The sequence below is a fragment of the Niallia sp. FSL M8-0099 genome (assembly GCF_038006945.1).
Lineage (GTDB): Bacteria > Bacillota > Bacilli > Bacillales > Cytobacillaceae > Niallia > Niallia circulans.
In genome coordinates this window covers 59,454-75,858 of the sequence record NZ_JBBOWF010000002.1, presented here as the reverse complement: position 1 = coordinate 75,858, position 16,405 = coordinate 59,454, and the positions used below count along the sequence as shown (strand labels likewise).

Annotated in this window: 15 protein-coding genes; 14 read left to right on the top strand and 1 reads right to left on the bottom strand. The window is 32.7% G+C overall.

Features of this window, described 5'->3' with window-relative positions:
• The first annotated feature begins 1 nt into the window (after nt 1).
• The 8 genes from NSQ92_RS15275 (at nt 2) to NSQ92_RS15240 (ending at nt 7,312) form a co-directional block, all read left to right on the top strand.
• Nucleotides 2-439 (top strand): acyl-CoA thioesterase, encoded by a 438-nt coding sequence (locus tag NSQ92_RS15275; protein WP_336045532.1) that lies wholly within the window; start codon nt 2-4, stop codon nt 437-439.
• A gap of 94 nt (nt 440-533) precedes the next feature.
• The gene (locus tag NSQ92_RS15270; protein WP_341152929.1) at nt 534-1,310 is read left to right on the top strand and encodes a helix-turn-helix transcriptional regulator; all 777 of its coding nucleotides are present in this window, start codon (nt 534-536) and stop codon (nt 1,308-1,310) included.
• A gap of 79 nt (nt 1,311-1,389) precedes the next feature.
• Nucleotides 1,390-2,316 carry a DUF6073 family protein gene (locus tag NSQ92_RS15265; protein ID WP_251630110.1) on the top strand — a complete coding sequence of 309 codons (927 nt, stop codon included), beginning with the start codon at nt 1,390-1,392 and terminating at the stop codon, nt 2,314-2,316.
• A 103-nt stretch (nt 2,317-2,419) separates the two neighbouring features.
• Nucleotides 2,420-2,908 carry an SRPBCC family protein gene (locus NSQ92_RS15260; RefSeq protein WP_251630111.1) on the top strand — a complete coding sequence of 163 codons (489 nt, stop codon included), beginning with the start codon at nt 2,420-2,422 and terminating at the stop codon, nt 2,906-2,908.
• A gap of 63 nt (nt 2,909-2,971) precedes the next feature.
• Nucleotides 2,972-4,222: a S8 family peptidase gene (locus NSQ92_RS15255; RefSeq protein WP_336045521.1), complete on the top strand. Its 1,251-nt coding sequence runs from the start codon at nt 2,972-2,974 to the stop codon at nt 4,220-4,222.
• 55 nt (nt 4,223-4,277) lie between these two features.
• Nucleotides 4,278-5,540 carry a cation:proton antiporter gene (locus NSQ92_RS15250; protein ID WP_341152928.1) on the top strand — a complete coding sequence of 421 codons (1,263 nt, stop codon included), beginning with the start codon at nt 4,278-4,280 and terminating at the stop codon, nt 5,538-5,540.
• A 35-nt stretch (nt 5,541-5,575) separates the two neighbouring features.
• The gene (locus tag NSQ92_RS15245; RefSeq protein ID WP_341152927.1) at nt 5,576-6,124 is read left to right on the top strand and encodes an NADPH-dependent FMN reductase; all 549 of its coding nucleotides are present in this window, start codon (nt 5,576-5,578) and stop codon (nt 6,122-6,124) included.
• Nucleotides 6,125-6,949: 825 nt separating this feature from the next.
• Nucleotides 6,950-7,312, top strand: a complete 363-nt coding sequence (locus tag NSQ92_RS15240; protein ID WP_418789681.1) for an aldo/keto reductase — start codon at nt 6,950-6,952, stop codon at nt 7,310-7,312.
• 223 nt (nt 7,313-7,535) lie between these two features.
• On the opposite strand, the gene ytvI is transcribed toward NSQ92_RS15240, so the two are convergent.
• The gene (gene ytvI, locus NSQ92_RS15235; RefSeq protein WP_061798705.1) at nt 7,536-8,660 is read right to left on the bottom strand and encodes a sporulation integral membrane protein YtvI; all 1,125 of its coding nucleotides are present in this window, start codon (nt 8,658-8,660) and stop codon (nt 7,536-7,538) included.
• A 191-nt stretch (nt 8,661-8,851) separates the two neighbouring features.
• On the opposite strand from ytvI, the gene NSQ92_RS15230 reads away from it, so the two are divergent.
• From NSQ92_RS15230 to pnpS, 6 genes are all read left to right on the top strand, one after another.
• Nucleotides 8,852-9,319: a DUF441 domain-containing protein gene (locus tag NSQ92_RS15230; RefSeq protein WP_047941879.1), complete on the top strand. Its 468-nt coding sequence runs from the start codon at nt 8,852-8,854 to the stop codon at nt 9,317-9,319.
• Between the two features lie 510 nt (nt 9,320-9,829).
• Entirely contained in the window at nt 9,830-10,945 is a 1,116-nt protein-coding gene (gene citZ / locus NSQ92_RS15225; RefSeq protein ID WP_047941881.1) for a citrate synthase, read from the top strand.
• 213 nt (nt 10,946-11,158) lie between these two features.
• Complete coding sequence (gene icd, locus NSQ92_RS15220) at nt 11,159-12,427, top strand: NADP-dependent isocitrate dehydrogenase (protein WP_047941882.1); 1,269 nt, start codon at nt 11,159-11,161, stop codon at nt 12,425-12,427.
• Nucleotides 12,428-12,613: 186 nt separating this feature from the next.
• Complete coding sequence (gene mdh / locus NSQ92_RS15215; RefSeq protein ID WP_047941883.1) at nt 12,614-13,549, top strand: malate dehydrogenase; 936 nt, start codon at nt 12,614-12,616, stop codon at nt 13,547-13,549.
• A gap of 224 nt (nt 13,550-13,773) precedes the next feature.
• Entirely contained in the window at nt 13,774-14,490 is a 717-nt protein-coding gene (locus NSQ92_RS15210; RefSeq protein WP_047941884.1) for a response regulator transcription factor, read from the top strand.
• Complete coding sequence (gene pnpS / locus NSQ92_RS15205) at nt 14,491-16,245, top strand: two-component system histidine kinase PnpS (protein WP_047941885.1); 1,755 nt, start codon at nt 14,491-14,493, stop codon at nt 16,243-16,245.
• Nucleotides 16,246-16,405 lie beyond the last annotated feature (160 nt).

The window sequence follows — 16,405 nt, the reverse complement described above, 5'->3', positions numbered from 1 at the left end:
ATTGAAAAATTATAGTTACCAACATACAGTTAGTTTTGAAGAGACGAATCTAGTGGGCAACGTTTACTATACCAATTATGTTAAATGGCAAGGGATATGTAGAGAATTCTTTTTGAAAGATAAAGCACCAGATATTATAGATTTGTTGCAAAGAGGATTGTATTTAGTTACTACAAAAGTTTCTTGCCAATACCTTTCAGAATTATTTGCATTTGATAGAGTTGAAATTAAAATGTTTTCAGGTGGTACTAAATTAAATAAGGTCAAGATGCTATTTGAATATTGGAAAGTTAGTGAGGACTCGACTCCATTAGAGTTGGTGTGTAGAGGTGAGCAAGAGATTGCTTGTTTATATAAAGAAGACGGACAACTTAAGGTCATTGAAGTACCAGATTCCTTGAAAAAAGCTTTAAAAAAATATGAGGTAGTTAATAAATAATTACTAATTAGGCAAGCCTTTTTGGCTTGCCAGTATGTGGTTGATAACTAAATAATGTTTATTTAAAAATTTTAAATAAAGGAATTGATTGACTATGTTCCCAAATGTAATGAATAAATATCAGTATGACATTGTACTTAAATCAATTGAATATATGAAAAACAACTATTCAGACGATACATTAACCTTAGATTCTATCGCAAACTCAGTAAATTTAAGTAAGTTTCATTTTAATCGAGTATTTAAAAAAATAACGGGAATTCCGCCAAGGAAATATCTAATGTCCATTAGATTATATAAAAGTAAGCAATTGTTACATGAATCTAATTTGAGGCTAACAGATATTTGTTTTGATGTAGGCTACAATAGTTTGAGTACTTTTACTTCTAAATTCAAATCAGAAGTAGGAATATCTCCTTCAACATATAAAGAAAAAACTAGTATTTTAGATTTCAAAGAGTTACAACATAAAAAGGTTAATGGAGGGGAGATTACTGGAAGAATTATAGCACCTCCAAATTTTGTAGGAACTATTTTTATTGGATTATTTAATGAGTTTATACCTTCTGGTGAGCCTATTGCTTGTTCTATACAAAATAGGGATGGTGATTTTTTAATTGATGGCGTCCCTAATGGTGAATTTTATCTATTTGTGGCAGGAGCTAATAAAAAGGACGGACTAAGATTTCCAATAGATACAGATAATCTATATCGCTGTATGCATTTAGAAAAAATAAGTGTAAAGGATAATTCTATTAACTTAACTTATCCATTAAAACTAAGAGAAAAAAATATTGCAGATCCTCCGATAATTCTATCTCTTGAACATTTATATAAAAAATATGAAAAAATATTTATGAGAGCAAACTAGAACAAAAGATGCTTTTATAACCTTGCTAGAATAAAGTTATCCAATTGCAATTGGTAAAAAATTCTCAGGAGGTAAAAGTATGAAGTATACCATTCATTTAACAATGACTCCATTTGTCGGTGAAACTCTTAATTCAGATCAAGCAACAAATTTATTAAAATCATTGGTGGATTTTACAAAGGATGTTGAATTTGGTTATGTGAATGCTGCCAATAGAGCAGCCACTCTAGTTGTGGAAACAGATGAACCAAGTGACTTAATTAAAAAAGTTGTTCCTTGGTGCATTGTTACAGGTGAACATCCAGATGTAGAGCCAATTGTAAGTTGGGATGAATTTGTCGAATCACTGGCGGACATTTCGGGAGTTTCCCTAGCTGAGATTAGAGGAGAGGACGCAGCACCTCATGGTTGCTGTGCAACAGCTAAGAAAATAGAAGACTTACAACCATTTAAAATGCCAGAAGGCGGTGAAGATCTTCTAGACTTTGTTACTTGGGATACTATTGAAGTTCCTGGTGTTGGGGAAGAAACGATTGAGTTAAAAGGTACTTATATGATTCAACGTGACCATCCTTCTTGCTCAAACTGGAATGATGCATCTATTGATATTAAAATGAAGGGTTTAGATGTTAAGGGAGAAAGTGAAAAACTTGGTAAAATAGAAGTTAGTATTAATGAAGATTACAAGGTTTCCCAAGGTCAGGTTTTACCAGGAACAGCAGTTCCAAGCGTTGAAAGCGGGGCACCAAAACATTGCCAAATGAATAACTATGCTAAGTTTAATTTAAAAGATATTGGCATGACAGTCTTTAATAAAGAACCAATCGAACTTACACATAAAATTACACATGTACCACCAGTCGGACAAGGTGGAGGTACTGGCGATATTAAGATTCCGTTGTATAATATGGAAGATCCTGACGGTAAACCTGTAGCATATTTAAAAAAAGTTAGAACACATATAGGGAATTTTTGCAAAGATAAAAATCACAATCACAACCATTAATTGAAAAAAATACAAAAAATTAATGAAAAAATTCTAAAAATTCTTGAAAACCATCTCTCTAATGGTAAAATTAGTATATAACAACCATTAGGGAGGTTTTTTTTTGGAAAACAAGATTTCTAATTCTTCAATAACAAAAGAAGTGGTAATAAATGCCCCTAAAGACCTTGTGTGGCATGCTTGGACAATCTCAGACAGAGTTTCTCAATGGTTTGCACCTGTTACAGTAATTGAACCAAAAGTTGGAGGTGCTTTCGAACTCTACTTTGATCCTGGCAATGAAGAAGGTATGAACACAAAAGGTTGTAAAGTAAAAAGTATTGTTCCAAACAAAGAATTGGTGTTTACATGGAAGGGACCAGATCAATTTGCTTCCATAATGAATTCAGATAATGATTTAACAATAGTAAATGTTTACTTAGAAGAACAAGATGATAAAACTATAGTAAAAGTACTTCATAAGGGTTGGAAAGACGGAGAAGAGTGGGATGAAGCAGTTAAATGGCACGAAATGGCGTGGCAAGGAGTACTTTCTAGTTTAAAGAATGAAATAGAAAAAGGCGAAGGAATTTTATGTTGTCAACCTGAATAAGAAGTTGTTTTTTCGACCTCCTCAATTACTTGTAATTAAAGGGTAATTGAGGAGGTTTTTATATTGGAAAAAAATTATCAAAAGTGTGATGAATCATTGATTAATTATGTCGAGACGAAAGGAGACAATCATGAAAAGGTTAAGTTATTAATTCAATTTAATGAAGATCATGAAGCAAAAGTACAAAATTTTCTTTTGGATTGTGGATGTAACGTTCAAAAACAATTCTCTAATATTAATACTTACTTAATAGAGACTTCACTAGATTATTTAAATGAACTTAATAATCATGATTCAATAATCAGAATTAATCTTGATAGACCTGCATGGTTACTATTAGATACAGCAGTTCCTAGCACAGGAGTTAATAAGGTTGATAGGAAATTAAATCCGCAATCATTGACAGGTAAGGGAATAAATGTAGCGATTATAGACACTGGAGTACATCCACACGAGGATCTAATTACACCTAACAATCGGATAGTTGCTTTTAAAGATTTGGTAAATCATAAAATTGAGCCATATGATGATAATGGACATGGAACACATGTAGCTGGTTGTGTTGCTTCAAATGGTTTATCGAGTGATGGAATTTTTGAAGGCACTGCACCAGAAGCAAATATTATTGCCATTAAGACTATGGATGGACGAGGTAGAGGTACTATATCTAATATAATTGAAGGAATTGAATGGGTTATTGATAATAAGAATACTTATAATATTCATATATTGTCACTATCTTTAGGAACAAGTCCATTAAGGTCTTATAAAGAGGATCCATTGTGTCAAGCATTAGAAAAAGCTTGGGAAATGGGAATAGTAGTCCTAGTTGCAGCTGGGAATGAAGGACCAAAGAGTAGCACTATTGGTAGTCCAGCCATACATCCACAATTAATTACTATTGGTGCAACTGATGATATGAATACAGTTGAAAACAATGATGATGTTATAGCAAACTTTTCAAGTCGTGGACCTACTAAAGATGGTTTTAATAAGCCTGATCTTGTAGCACCTGGTTCAAATATTATATCTTTAAGGTCACCAGGCTCATATAGTGATATAATCAGCCCCAAAAATAGAGTCAATGAATATTATTTTAATATGTCTGGAACTTCAATGGCTACTCCGATATCGGCAGGCTTAGTTGCTTTATTATTAGAGCAAGATAATCAACTTTCTCCAAATGAAATTAAGAAACTATTAATTGAAGGAGCTATTGACATATCAGATGATAAAAATGCAGCAGGATATGGAATTGTTAACTTTCAAAATTCATTAAACGTATTAAACAAATATAAGAATAAGTGTTTGTGAGGATTACTTGAAATTTAAGCTATGATTTATAGAAAATAATAACTTGGAGGGACCTATGAACGATTCAATAATAGCACAAGTAATTCTCCAGATGTTTGTTCTGCTTTTAACTGCTAAGGTGCTAGGATTTCTCTTTAAAAAAATAAATTGTCCAGAGGTTGTAGGGGAGTTTTTGGCGGGGTTAATTTGGGGACCATCTTTTATGAAATGGATGTTACCAAATATTTATAATTTTATATTCCCCATGAAATTTGAAAATCTTGACCAAACGGTTATGGGAATAGTAACACTATTTGGATTTCTAACAATGTTGTCATTGTCTGGAGCTGAAATGTCAAACTTTCCTCGAAAATTAAAATGGACGATTTCATGGCATACGCTAATAAGTTTACTTACATCTATTATTTTTGGTTACGCGATTTTATGGTTAGTGCCTATGGTAATGATTAAACCAGATATTCCTTTGTTCCATGTTGGGATATTTATATCTATTTGTTTGATGATGTCTGCAGTACCTATAATCTCTAGAGTTCTTAATGATTGGGGAATAGCATCTAGTAAAAACGGACAGTTTCTATTATTCTCGACTATCGTTGTAGATTTTGTTGGTTGGATTCTGTTATCAATAGGAATTTTAATTACATCTTTTCAATCTACAAAATACTCAGTACTTACTATAACTAAGAATGTATTTGTAATGGTATTAGGTGTAATTCTACTAATGTTAATAGGAAGGATACTGATAAATATTATTAGTAGAAAAAAGCTTAATTTTCTATTTTGGCCAGCATTCTTAGGCTTTAGTGTATATACTCAATTTGTCACTAAAATTAACCTTTATTTGGGAGGATTGTTATTTGGATTAACAATAGCGTCTATTCCACAATATAGAATGAAATTAAAAAAAGGATTAAGCGGTTTTTCAAATGAAGTTTTTACTCCATTATTTTTCGCGATGGTAGGTCATCATGGAAATATATTAATATTTAAAAACACAGAAATATTATTATTTACAGTAATTTTTTTAATTATAGGTATGATTGTAAAACTCATTCCATCACTTATTCTAAAATACTACAAATTTAGTTGGAATGATTTGTGGATGATTACGCTATGTTTAAATGCTAGAGGTGGGATGGAAATATTTGTTGCAACTACAGGATTATCAATAGGTATCTTTAACAATGAGATGTATACAGTATTAATTACCACTGCTATATTAACTGCTATAACATGTCCTTTAGTTATGAATATGTATATGCAGAAAGTTAAAGGAAAACATAAAACAACTAATCAAAAATCTATTAATTTAATTTAATTTGCAATGTCCTAACGTAAACAGGAGGTGGAAATTTGACTATTAATGTTAAAGCTATTATTGGTAGTACAAGTTCCAAGTCATACAACCTTAAACTAGTTAGATGGTTAAAAAAATACTATTCAGATAGACTTGAGATAAATCCAGTATTTGTGAATAATTTAGAAATGTTTTCAGTTGATTATAAGAAACATAGAATTCCAGAAAATGTTAAAATATTTAAAGAAACAATAAAAAACTCAGATGCACTGTTATTCGCAGTTCCAGAGTATAACTTTTCCATTTCAGGTGCTTTGAAAAATGCTATTGATTGGCTGTCGTATGACGATGAACTTATTGTTAAGGGCAAGCCTGGATTAATAATAGGATCCTCTACTGGAATTTTAGGAAGTGTCAGAGCTCAAATTCATTTAAGAGAAATTCTTTCCAATCCATCTTTAGCAATAAATTTAATGCCTGGCAATGAAGTTTATATAGGGAGAGTTCATGAAAAAATAAATGAAACAGGCGAATTAACTGATAAAAGCACAAAAAAGTTCTTAGATACTGTTATTAATAATTTCATTGAGTTTAACAACAAATAATATAAACAAGATAGTAGAAATATAAGACACTCATAGGATTTTTTAAGAAAAAATGATGAGTGTCTTTAATAAAATTATCTCTTACTAAAATGATAAGGATGTCCTACATTGAAAAATCCTTCACCAGAAGGAGAAGTAGTTAGTCAACGTGGTTGAAGTAATTTTTTTAAGTAAACTTCATACTAGTATTCTCCCTATGTGTTACATCTATTATTATATAAGTTAGAGCCTTCCTACACTTGCTTATGTGACAAGGCTCTTATACGTTTATAACTCTCCTAAAACATTTAATAAACGAATAAATTATTTTTTATTTATCTATTTATTTTTTATCACTCAAATTCTGAGGCCCTTGAGAAGTATCCTCTATTAACACACCTTTTTTATTCAGTAAATCTCGTATTCTATCAGCTTCAAAAAAATCTCTATTCCTTTGATTTCTCGGACAATTCAATCATTACTAGCGAGTATTATGATACACCAGAAAATGAAATCCTAAATATTATTTACTTTTTATCCAATGCGGAATATCAATTAGATATGGAATATAAAGAAATGTTTAACTTTTAAGAAAAGAAATGCATATTCATTATTTTAGGAGTAAGAAAATGAAGTCATTTGGAGTGATATTTACTGTTTTATTATTTGGTATTGCAGGATTATAAGATTCAGTATATTTGTTTCACTCGTCAATTGAAAAAAGGGGGGAGATTTTTTTGTTTTAATTATTCGTATAATACAAATTTTACGAATAGTAAATAACTAGATTAACAAAAAATATGTTTGCTATAATTATTTTATTCATAAGTATAAAATTCAGAAAAAATAAAAAATAAATCAGCCCCACAAAACGGTAGCAGAGAAGATGATCATCGTAAATTTAATGAGAATGGGGAAGCTTTTAATGTAGGAGAAACATTTGCTGGACTTGGATTTGAAAAAGGCGTTGCATTAGCAGATGAGCTTGCTTGGATTGGAGAAAGTCGTCAATCAATGGCAGCGGCAGCATTACGCTGGATATTGGATCAACCGAGTATTTCTTGTGTCATTCCTGGTTTCAAAAATCGTCAGCAAATCAATGAGAATTTAAAGGCATTAGAGGAAAAACCATTTAATACAGAGGAATTACAGAGATTGAGAATATTTTATGAGGAAAAGGTCAAAAACGCTATTAGAGGGCCTTATTAAATGGATAACATACTAAGTATAGAAAAGGTGGGGCAAAACAAAGCGGCTTAGATATAGTCCTATGAAAAGTGAAGTATATTCAGTCTGCGGCTCGTTACTACAAACCTTTTTTAATGAATAAAAAATCAAACAATTATACGAAGTGTTTTTTAGCATCTCCGTATAATTGTTCGGTATAAATTGGTTGGAATGTTAATATTCCAGCTTCTTTTTTTATATACGTTTATTTTGGTATTTCACTATCCCCTTTAATAAATTTCCATATATCATGAAATACATTTGCTCGATGCAGGGAAGTCACGATAACGAGGGAAACTGGACCAACAATAAGTCCGATAAAACCAAAAAGCTTAAAACCAACAAATAAGGCAATTAAAGTAGCTAATGGATCAAGTCCGATATTGGAAGAAAGGATTTTTGGCTCCATGATTTGTCTTTGAACTAAAACAATAATATATAGCACGGACAATCCAATTGCCAGCACAATCTGCCCTGTGATAATTTCGTAAATAATCCATGGAACAAAGATTAACCCTGTACCGAGATAGGGGATAATATCTACAATTCCAGTTAACAGTGCAATAGTAATAGCATAATCCACTCGAAGTATTAACAGACCAATTAGAATAATGACAGTCGTAATGGAAACAAGCGTTAATTGGGCTTTTAAAAAACCAAACAAAGCTTTTTTTAATTCAAAGAATACTGTTTTACCACTATTTAACCACTTGGAAGGAAAGAACTTTCCAATTTTTAATGATAACCGTCCCCAGTCCTTGCTGATAAAAAAAGTAGCTAATAGAGAAAAAATGAGGACGCTTGCTGCATTTGGAAACCAGGACAGGAAAATAGGAATATTAAGAAAGAAGGATTGTAAAAAATCTCCCATTACCGTTCCAACTTGTTCGCCCACTTTATCTATATTTGTCATAATGGTATCTTGTTGACCAGTACCGAGATTATTGAACGTTTGAGAAATTTTATTATATAATGGAATAATTTGCGCTGCGAACAAATCTTCTATGTATCGAATAATGATGTCTATATGTTTGGGAACAACTTCTCCAAGATAGGCAGCTCCTGCTACAATTTCAGCAATTAGTAAAGAAACCAAACCAGCAAAAACGGATAAAATGAGTAAAATACTTAAAACAACAGCAAAAGCCCTTGGTAATTTGCATTTGAATTGTAGAAAATTAACGAGTGGATTCATTAAAAAAGCAATCAGAAATCCAATAATAAAAGGATAAGTTACTTTGGATAAATAAAAAAAGCTAACAAATAATAGGAAAGTAGCTGCTATCACTATGATAAACCGAATTGTTCGGTTAAGATAAGTTAAATTCAAAGTCAATCCTCCCGTTTTTAGTATAATAGAAAATGGGTCATTAGTGATTAGGAACTAGATATAGATTATATATATTCCTTTTTATTTATATTCTCTATACTTATGCTTTTTTAATCGAAATTCCTGCTTTTTAATTTAAATAAAGAAGAGAGAATTTTTAAGTCAATTGCTTTCGAAAAGGAGAGTTAGTTATGTTTTTATTTAGCCAGCCATATTTATTTCTATATTTGCTGTTAGCAATTGCTCTTATAGCTAAAAACAATTCCTTGATTATCGCAGTTATTTTCTTATTAGTGCTGAAACTAATTGGGGTAGATAGTAAGTTATTTTCATTGATTCAATCTAAAGGTATCAATTGGGGCGTAACGATTATTACGATAGCTGTTCTTGTTCCGATAGCCACTGGAGATATTGGTTTTAAAGATCTTACAGCTACCTTTAAATCACCGTATGCATGGATAGCTTTAATTTCTGGAATTATGGTTGCTCTGCTCGCAAAAGGAGGAGTTAGTTTATTAGCCGATTCTCCAGAAATTACAACAGCACTTGTTCTAGGAACCATTTTGTCTGTATCGGTTTTCAATGGAGTGGCAGTAGGACCATTGATTGGGGCGGGAATAGCGTATGCAGCCATTAAAGTAGTCGAGTGGATAACCTAATCCGCTCTCTTATTCTAATTTACCGTTGTAAGATAAAAGACAGGATATAGGAATTTATGGTATAATTTTAAAAAGAAAGAAATATAGTGTAAAGGAGAATTAGAAAAAAATTTTTTTACTATATCTACAGTTTTTAAGTATAAAATATGAGACATTTTGAAGTTTTTTGTTTATAATGAATGTGTAGTTACAGTTTATCTCATCTATAACGTACCAAATAGTTTATTTTTTTAATTGGAAATGTAAGCATTTTCAATTAGTTTATGCTCACTTTAATTTTTGAAAAAAACTCCCTCCATCTTTTTATAAAATAAATCCGAATTACATTATTAATTGATTTTTTGGTACATATTCAGTTAATCTAACAAAATAGTAAACATTTATTTAAGATGAATTCCATTGTTTTGTTTTACAGATTTTCACAATATTGGTAACTACAACAGGGACAATACTGGGAGTTTGAATGAGTTGTACTAACTATTAAAGAAAAGTTGTAAAGGAGAGATATGTATGGCTGTTACAAAAGGGCTTGAGGGGATTATTGCTACAACATCTTCTATCAGTTCCATTATAGATGATTCACTTGCTTATGTGGGTTATGATATTGATGTGTTAGCAGAGCATTCCAGTTTTGAAGAAGTAGTGTTTTTATTATGGCATCAAAAGTTGCCAACTGATACGGAACTGGCAAAGCTAAAACAAGAATTGGCAGATAATGCTGAATTACCTGTTTCTTTGATTGAACAAATGAAGCTAATGCCATTAAATAACGTACATCCAATGGCAGTACTTCGTTCAAGTGTGTCTTTACTAGGAGCGTATGATGAACACGCCGATGCAATGGATTCTGAAGCAAACTATTTAAAAGCTGTAAGACTTCAAGCGAAAATTCCGACTATCGTAACAGCTTTTTCAAGATTAAGAAAAGGGCTGGAACCAATTTCGCCAAGAAAAGATTTAGGATTTGCTGCTAATTTCCTTTATATGCTTAATGGCAAAGAACCAGAGGCGATTGCTATTGAAGCCTTTAATAAAGCACTTGTACTTCATGCTGATCATGAATTGAATGCGTCTACATTCACTGCAAGAGTGTGTGTAGCTACATTGTCTGATGTATATTCTGGAATTACTTCAGCTATTGGGGCATTAAAAGGACCGTTGCATGGCGGGGCAAATGAGGCAGTAATGAAAATGCTGAAAGAAATCGGAAGCATTGAAAATGTGGAGCCATATATTCGAGAAAAGATGGCCAACAAAGAAAAAATAATGGGATTTGGCCATCGAGTATATCGAAAGGGCGATCCTCGTGCCAAACATTTAAAGGAAATGGCAAGAAAATTAACACAATTGACGGGTGAACCTCAATTATATGATATGAGTGTTAAGATTGAGACACTGTTAAAAGAAGAGAAAAATTTAGTTCCAAACGTAGATTTCTTTTCAGCTTCTGTTTATCATAGTTTAGGTATTGATCATGACTTATTCACCCCGATTTTTGCAGTAAGCAGAGTTTCTGGCTGGCTGGCTCACATTCTGGAGCAGTATGATAATAATCGCCTTATTCGACCTAGAGCAGATTATATTGGGCCAGAGCGTTTGGAATATATTCCAGTTCAAGAGCGATAAAAAAAGGATATAATTTCCCATAGAGTAATAGAATAATATATACTTAATGATGGGTTAATTTACTTTGCGTATTGGCGTTTTCCTTTTTTATTCGTCAGAATAGTAAATATAATTAGCTTATAAAAGCTTGTTATAATAAATTTATTTCATTCTTTTTCCAATGAACGTTGTTACATTGGAAAAGGAAACTATTTTTTACGGAGGGATAGAAACATGCAAGGAGAAAAAATTACAGTAGTAGATGGAGTATTAAATGTACCAGCAAATCCGATTGTACCTTATATTGAGGGAGATGGAATTGGACCAGATATATGGGCAGCATCATCAAGAGTTTTGGATGCAGCTGTTGAAAAAGCATACAATGGGGAAAAGAAAATTGTTTGGAAAGAAGTATTAGCTGGTGAAAAAGCATTTAATGAAACAGGGGAATGGTTACCTTCTGAAACATTGGATGTAATTAGAGAGTATTTAATTGCTATAAAAGGACCATTGACTACACCAGTTGGTGGCGGTATTCGTTCTTTAAACGTTGCCTTGCGCCAAGAATTGGATCTTTTTGTTTGTTTACGTCCAGTAAGATGGTTTGAAGGAGTTCCTTCTCCGGTAAAAAGACCTCAAGATACAGATATGGTTATCTTCCGTGAAAATACTGAAGATATTTATGCAGGAATTGAATATGAGAAGGGCTCAGAGGCTGCTTCTAAATTAATTAACTTTTTACAACAAGAGATGGGAGTTAATAAAATTAGATTCCCTGAAACATCTGGAATTGGAATTAAGCCGATATCAGAAGAAGGAACAAGTCGTTTAGTAAGAGCTGCGATTAATTATGCGATTAAAGAAGGTCGTAAATCGGTAACTCTAGTACATAAAGGAAACATTATGAAATATACAGAAGGCGCATTTAAAAACTGGGGTTATGAATTAGCTGAAAAAGAATTTGGAGATAAAGTATTTACATGGGCCCAGTATGATCGTATTAAAGAAGAACAGGGTTCTGATGCAGCAAATAAAGCGCAATCTCAAGCAGAAGCAGAAGGTAAAATCATTATTAAAGATTCTATTGCTGATATTTTCTTACAACAAATTCTTACTCGTCCAAAAGAATTTGATGTAGTTGCGACAATGAATCTAAACGGAGATTATATTTCTGATGCTTTAGCAGCACAAGTGGGTGGAATCGGTATTGCTCCTGGAGCAAATATAAATTACGAAACTGGCCATGCTATTTTTGAAGCTACACACGGAACTGCTCCTAAATATGCTGGTTTAGATAAAGTAAATCCATCTTCTGTTATTCTTTCAGGTGTTCTATTGCTTGAACATTTAGGCTGGACTGAAGCTGCACAATTAGTGATTCAATCCGTGGAAAAAACAATTGCTTCCAAAGTTGTTACATATGACTTTGCTCGTCTAATGGATGGTGCTACAGAAGTGAAATGTTCCGAGTTCGGTGATGAATTAATTAAGAACATGAATTAATAACAAATTGAAGAAGAGATTGTCTCATCTCTTCTTCCTTTTTGTCCAAAATAGAAGATTTACGGTATTGGATTAGAATGAGATAAGCTGGGAAAAGTATTTACTAAATAGAGTAAAAGGGGACTCTGCTTAGTATCTGCTTATTGGGGGCTTCATTCATTCTCGGTCTAATAAGGGGGAAATAATATGGTTAAACGTAAGAAAATTTCCATCATTGGTGGAGGCTTTACTGGGGCCACAACTGCTTTTTTGCTTGCTCAAAAAGAACTTGGTGATATCGTATTATTAGATGTTCCGCGAAATGAAAACTCCACAAAGGGAAAAGCATTGGATATGTTTGAAGCAAGTCCTGTACAAGGGTTTGATGCAAATATAACGGGAACTTCCGACTATAAAGATACAGCTGATTCTGATATTGTCGTAATAACTGCTGGTATGGCTAGAAAGCCAGGTATGAGTAGAGATGATCTTGTGCAGACAAATCAAGCAATTATGAAATCGGTAACTAAGGAAATTGTTCAATATTCGCCTAATTCTGTTATTATCGTGCTCACTAATCCTGTTGACGCTATGACATATACTGTTTATAAAGAATCGGGCTTTCCTAAAAATAGAGTAATTGGGCAGTCGGGTGTTTTAGATACAGCACGCTTTCGAAGCTTTGTGGCAATGGAGTTAAATCTTTCCGTTAAGGACATTACAGGATTTGTATTAGGCGGACATGGTGATGATATGGTTCCGCTTATACGGTATTCCTATGCAGGTGGTATTCCATTAGAAGCACTAATTCCAAAACATCGCTTGGATGAGATTATTGAAAGAACAAGAATTGGCGGAGCGGAAATTGTAAATTTACTTGGAAACGGAAGCGCTTATTATGCTCCAGCAGCTTCTGTGGTAGATATGTGTGAAGCTATAATTAAAAGTCAAAGACGTATCCTACCTACCATCGCTTATTTAGAAGGAGAATATGGCTATAACGATCTTTATCTAGGTGTACCTACAATTCTTGGCGGAAACGGAATCGAACAAATTATCGAACTGGAGTTAACAGAGGAAGAAAAGGCAGCTCTAGATAAATCTGTTCACTCCGTTCGTAGTGTATTGACAGTATTAAATTAAGTATAAAAGTCGGCAGCTCGATAAAAAAGAGCTAGCCGATTTTTTGTATTTCATTTAATCAATAAAGCTTGATGCTTTATCAGAGAGAATACGAAAAGGTTTAAGTACTATTTCCTATTTGTAAACAGGAAATAAATGTTTTTTCCATTTTTAGTGAACAATATATTATAATGAAAATAGGTATAAGGGGACTTTAGGGGAATTAACATATTTGGAGGCTGTATATGAAGAAAAAGGTTTTAGTTGTAGATGATGAACAATCTATCGTAACTCTACTTAAGTATAATTTACAACAGGCAGGTTATGATGTATTAACTGCCATGGATGGAGAAGAAGGATTGAATCTAGCACTAACTGCTAATCCAGATGTCATCTTACTAGATTTAATGCTGCCAAAAAAAGATGGGATGGATGTTTGTAAAGAATTACGCCAACAGAAAGTGTTAACTCCTATTTTAATGTTAACAGCTAAAGACGATGAGTTTGACAAAGTTTTAGGGCTTGAACTAGGTGCAGATGATTATATGACTAAACCTTTTAGCCCCCGTGAAGTCATTGCTCGAATTAAAGCTGTATTAAGACGAATTCAAATGCAAGTGCCAGCAGCCTCGGATGAAGTAGACGAAGAAGAGGACGATGGTATAAAAATAGGCGAACTAAGAGTTCTTCCTAATTATTATGAAGCATATTTCAAAGGAGACTTATTAGAGTTAACTCCGAAAGAGTTTGAGTTATTATTATATCTTGTTAAAAATAAGGGAAGAGTTCTTACAAGGGATCAACTATTAAGTGCAGTTTGGAATTATGACTTCGTCGGAGATACAAGAATTGTAGATGTACATATTAGTCACTTACGTGAAAAAATTGAAGAGAATACGAAAAAACCAATATATATTAAAACGATTCGTGGATTAGGTTATAAGTTAGAGGAACCAAAGTAAATGAAGAGCTTTAAATCTCGATTAATGGCGAGTGTTTTATTTACTATATTTATCGTGTTTTTGTTCGTAGCAATATTTATCGAATCATATAATAAAAAGACGTTTATGGACTCCTTTGACAGTCGATTGAAACGAGAAGGCACTTTAATCGCAAATCAAATAATGCAAAATGGCGAAGGGTTAGACATTAATAATCGTTTATTACAAGAATATAGCGAAGCATTAGATATACAAATTACTGTTATGGATGAAACTGGAGAGATTCTCTTCAACGAAGGAGAACTGCAGACAGATACAGAATATGAAAATCGAATGCAGAGACTGCTTTCAAATGAAAAAGCTAAAGCGGTAACTATTAATGGAAATCCTAACTTTCATTTTTATCAACAAAAGTTAACTGGTGAAGAGGGGAGATTAGGATATCTATTAATTGGTGCAAAAATCGAAGAAATAGAAAATGCTTATCAGCACATTAATTGGATTATTTTTGCTTCATTTTTCTTGTCGCTTTTAGTGATTTATTTAATTGGCTATAAATTAATTTATCGTTATATAAGACCCATTGAGTCGGCTACTAAAGTTGCTGTCGATTTAGCGAATGGTAATTATCATGCGAGAACCTATGAAGATCGAGTAGATGAAACAGGAGTACTTAGTTCTTCGCTAAATAAAGTAGCTAAAGATATGCAAGAGATGGTAAAAGCACAAGAAATTCAAGAAGATCGTTTAGGAACATTGATTGAGAGTATTAGTAGTGGATTACTATTAATTGATAGCAGAGGATATATCAATTTAATCAATAAATCCTATAAGGATATGTTCTTTGTCCGTTCTGCTGATTATCTCTATAAACAATACTACAAAGTCATTCCATACAGACAAGTGATGGATCTAGCGGAAGAAATATTTATGACTGAGCATAAGGTAATCCGAGAAATGACCCTTGAAATTAAAAATGAGAAAAAAAGTTTCCAAGTATACGGAGTGCCTATTATAGGGACGAATGACCGATGGATGGGGATTTTACTTGTTTTTAATGACATAACAGAATTGAAAAAGCTCGAGCAAATTCGTAAAGACTTTGTAGCCAATGTCTCACATGAATTAAAAACACCTATTACTTCTATTAAAGGCTTCTCGGAAACACTTCTTGACGGTGCTATGGAAGATAAAGAGACGTTAGAGGAATTTTTACGAATTATTTTAAAAGAGAGTCACCGATTACAGACGTTAATTCAAGACCTTCTCGATCTATCAAAATTGGAACAACACCATTTTGCCTTAAATAAAGAGGAGTTTAATCTGGTGGAAATTCTCAATAAAGCGACAAAAATGTTGAAAGGTAGAGCAGAAGCGAAAAATATTAAGCTATTTTTTCCTCAAGCGAATGAAATTATTCAAATTGAGGGTGATAGAAGTAGATTAACGCAAGTTTTTCTAAATCTTATAACGAATGCGGTCATCTATACCCCGAATGATGGAGAAATCACTGTCTATGTCGTGGAAAAGAAACGGAAAATCGAAGTGAAAATCCAAGATACTGGGATTGGAATAGAGCAAGAAGAAATTCCTAGAATATTTGAACGCTTTTATCGGGTGGATAAAGCTCGAAGTAGAAATTCTGGAGGTACTGGATTAGGACTGGCGATCGTGAAGCATTTAGTAGAACTTCATAGAGGAACCATTCAAGTAGAGAGTAAAATGGGAGAAGGAACGACCTTCACTGTTATTTTACATAAGGAATTTCCATTTTAGGAAATAGACTGGAGATTAAGTTTTTTAACCAAATATAATCCCAAACGATTATACGTAAAGTGCTGAAAATTTCGTATAATTGTTTGGGGTTTTAATTATTTTCAGAAAGAAGATTATCCTTTATCTCAGTCGATAGTCTCCAGTTTGTACACCGATAAAC

Excerpts from the sequence above, each read along its gene's own strand:
- NSQ92_RS15270 (WP_341152929.1), top strand. The coding sequence starts at position 534 with ATGTTCCCAAATGTAATGAATAAATATCAGTATGACATTGTACTTAAA.
- NSQ92_RS15265 (WP_251630110.1), top strand. The coding sequence starts at position 1,390 with ATGAAGTATACCATTCATTTAACAATGACTCCATTTGTCGGTGAAACT.
- NSQ92_RS15250 (WP_341152928.1), top strand. The coding sequence starts at position 4,278 with ATGAACGATTCAATAATAGCACAAGTAATTCTCCAGATGTTTGTTCTG.
- NSQ92_RS15230 (WP_047941879.1), top strand. The coding sequence starts at position 8,852 with ATGTTTTTATTTAGCCAGCCATATTTATTTCTATATTTGCTGTTAGCA.
- citZ (WP_047941881.1), top strand. The coding sequence starts at position 9,830 with ATGGCTGTTACAAAAGGGCTTGAGGGGATTATTGCTACAACATCTTCT.
- icd (WP_047941882.1), top strand. The coding sequence starts at position 11,159 with ATGCAAGGAGAAAAAATTACAGTAGTAGATGGAGTATTAAATGTACCA.
- mdh (WP_047941883.1), top strand. The coding sequence starts at position 12,614 with ATGGTTAAACGTAAGAAAATTTCCATCATTGGTGGAGGCTTTACTGGG.
- NSQ92_RS15210 (WP_047941884.1), top strand. The coding sequence starts at position 13,774 with ATGAAGAAAAAGGTTTTAGTTGTAGATGATGAACAATCTATCGTAACT.
- pnpS (WP_047941885.1), top strand. The coding sequence starts at position 14,491 with ATGAAGAGCTTTAAATCTCGATTAATGGCGAGTGTTTTATTTACTATA.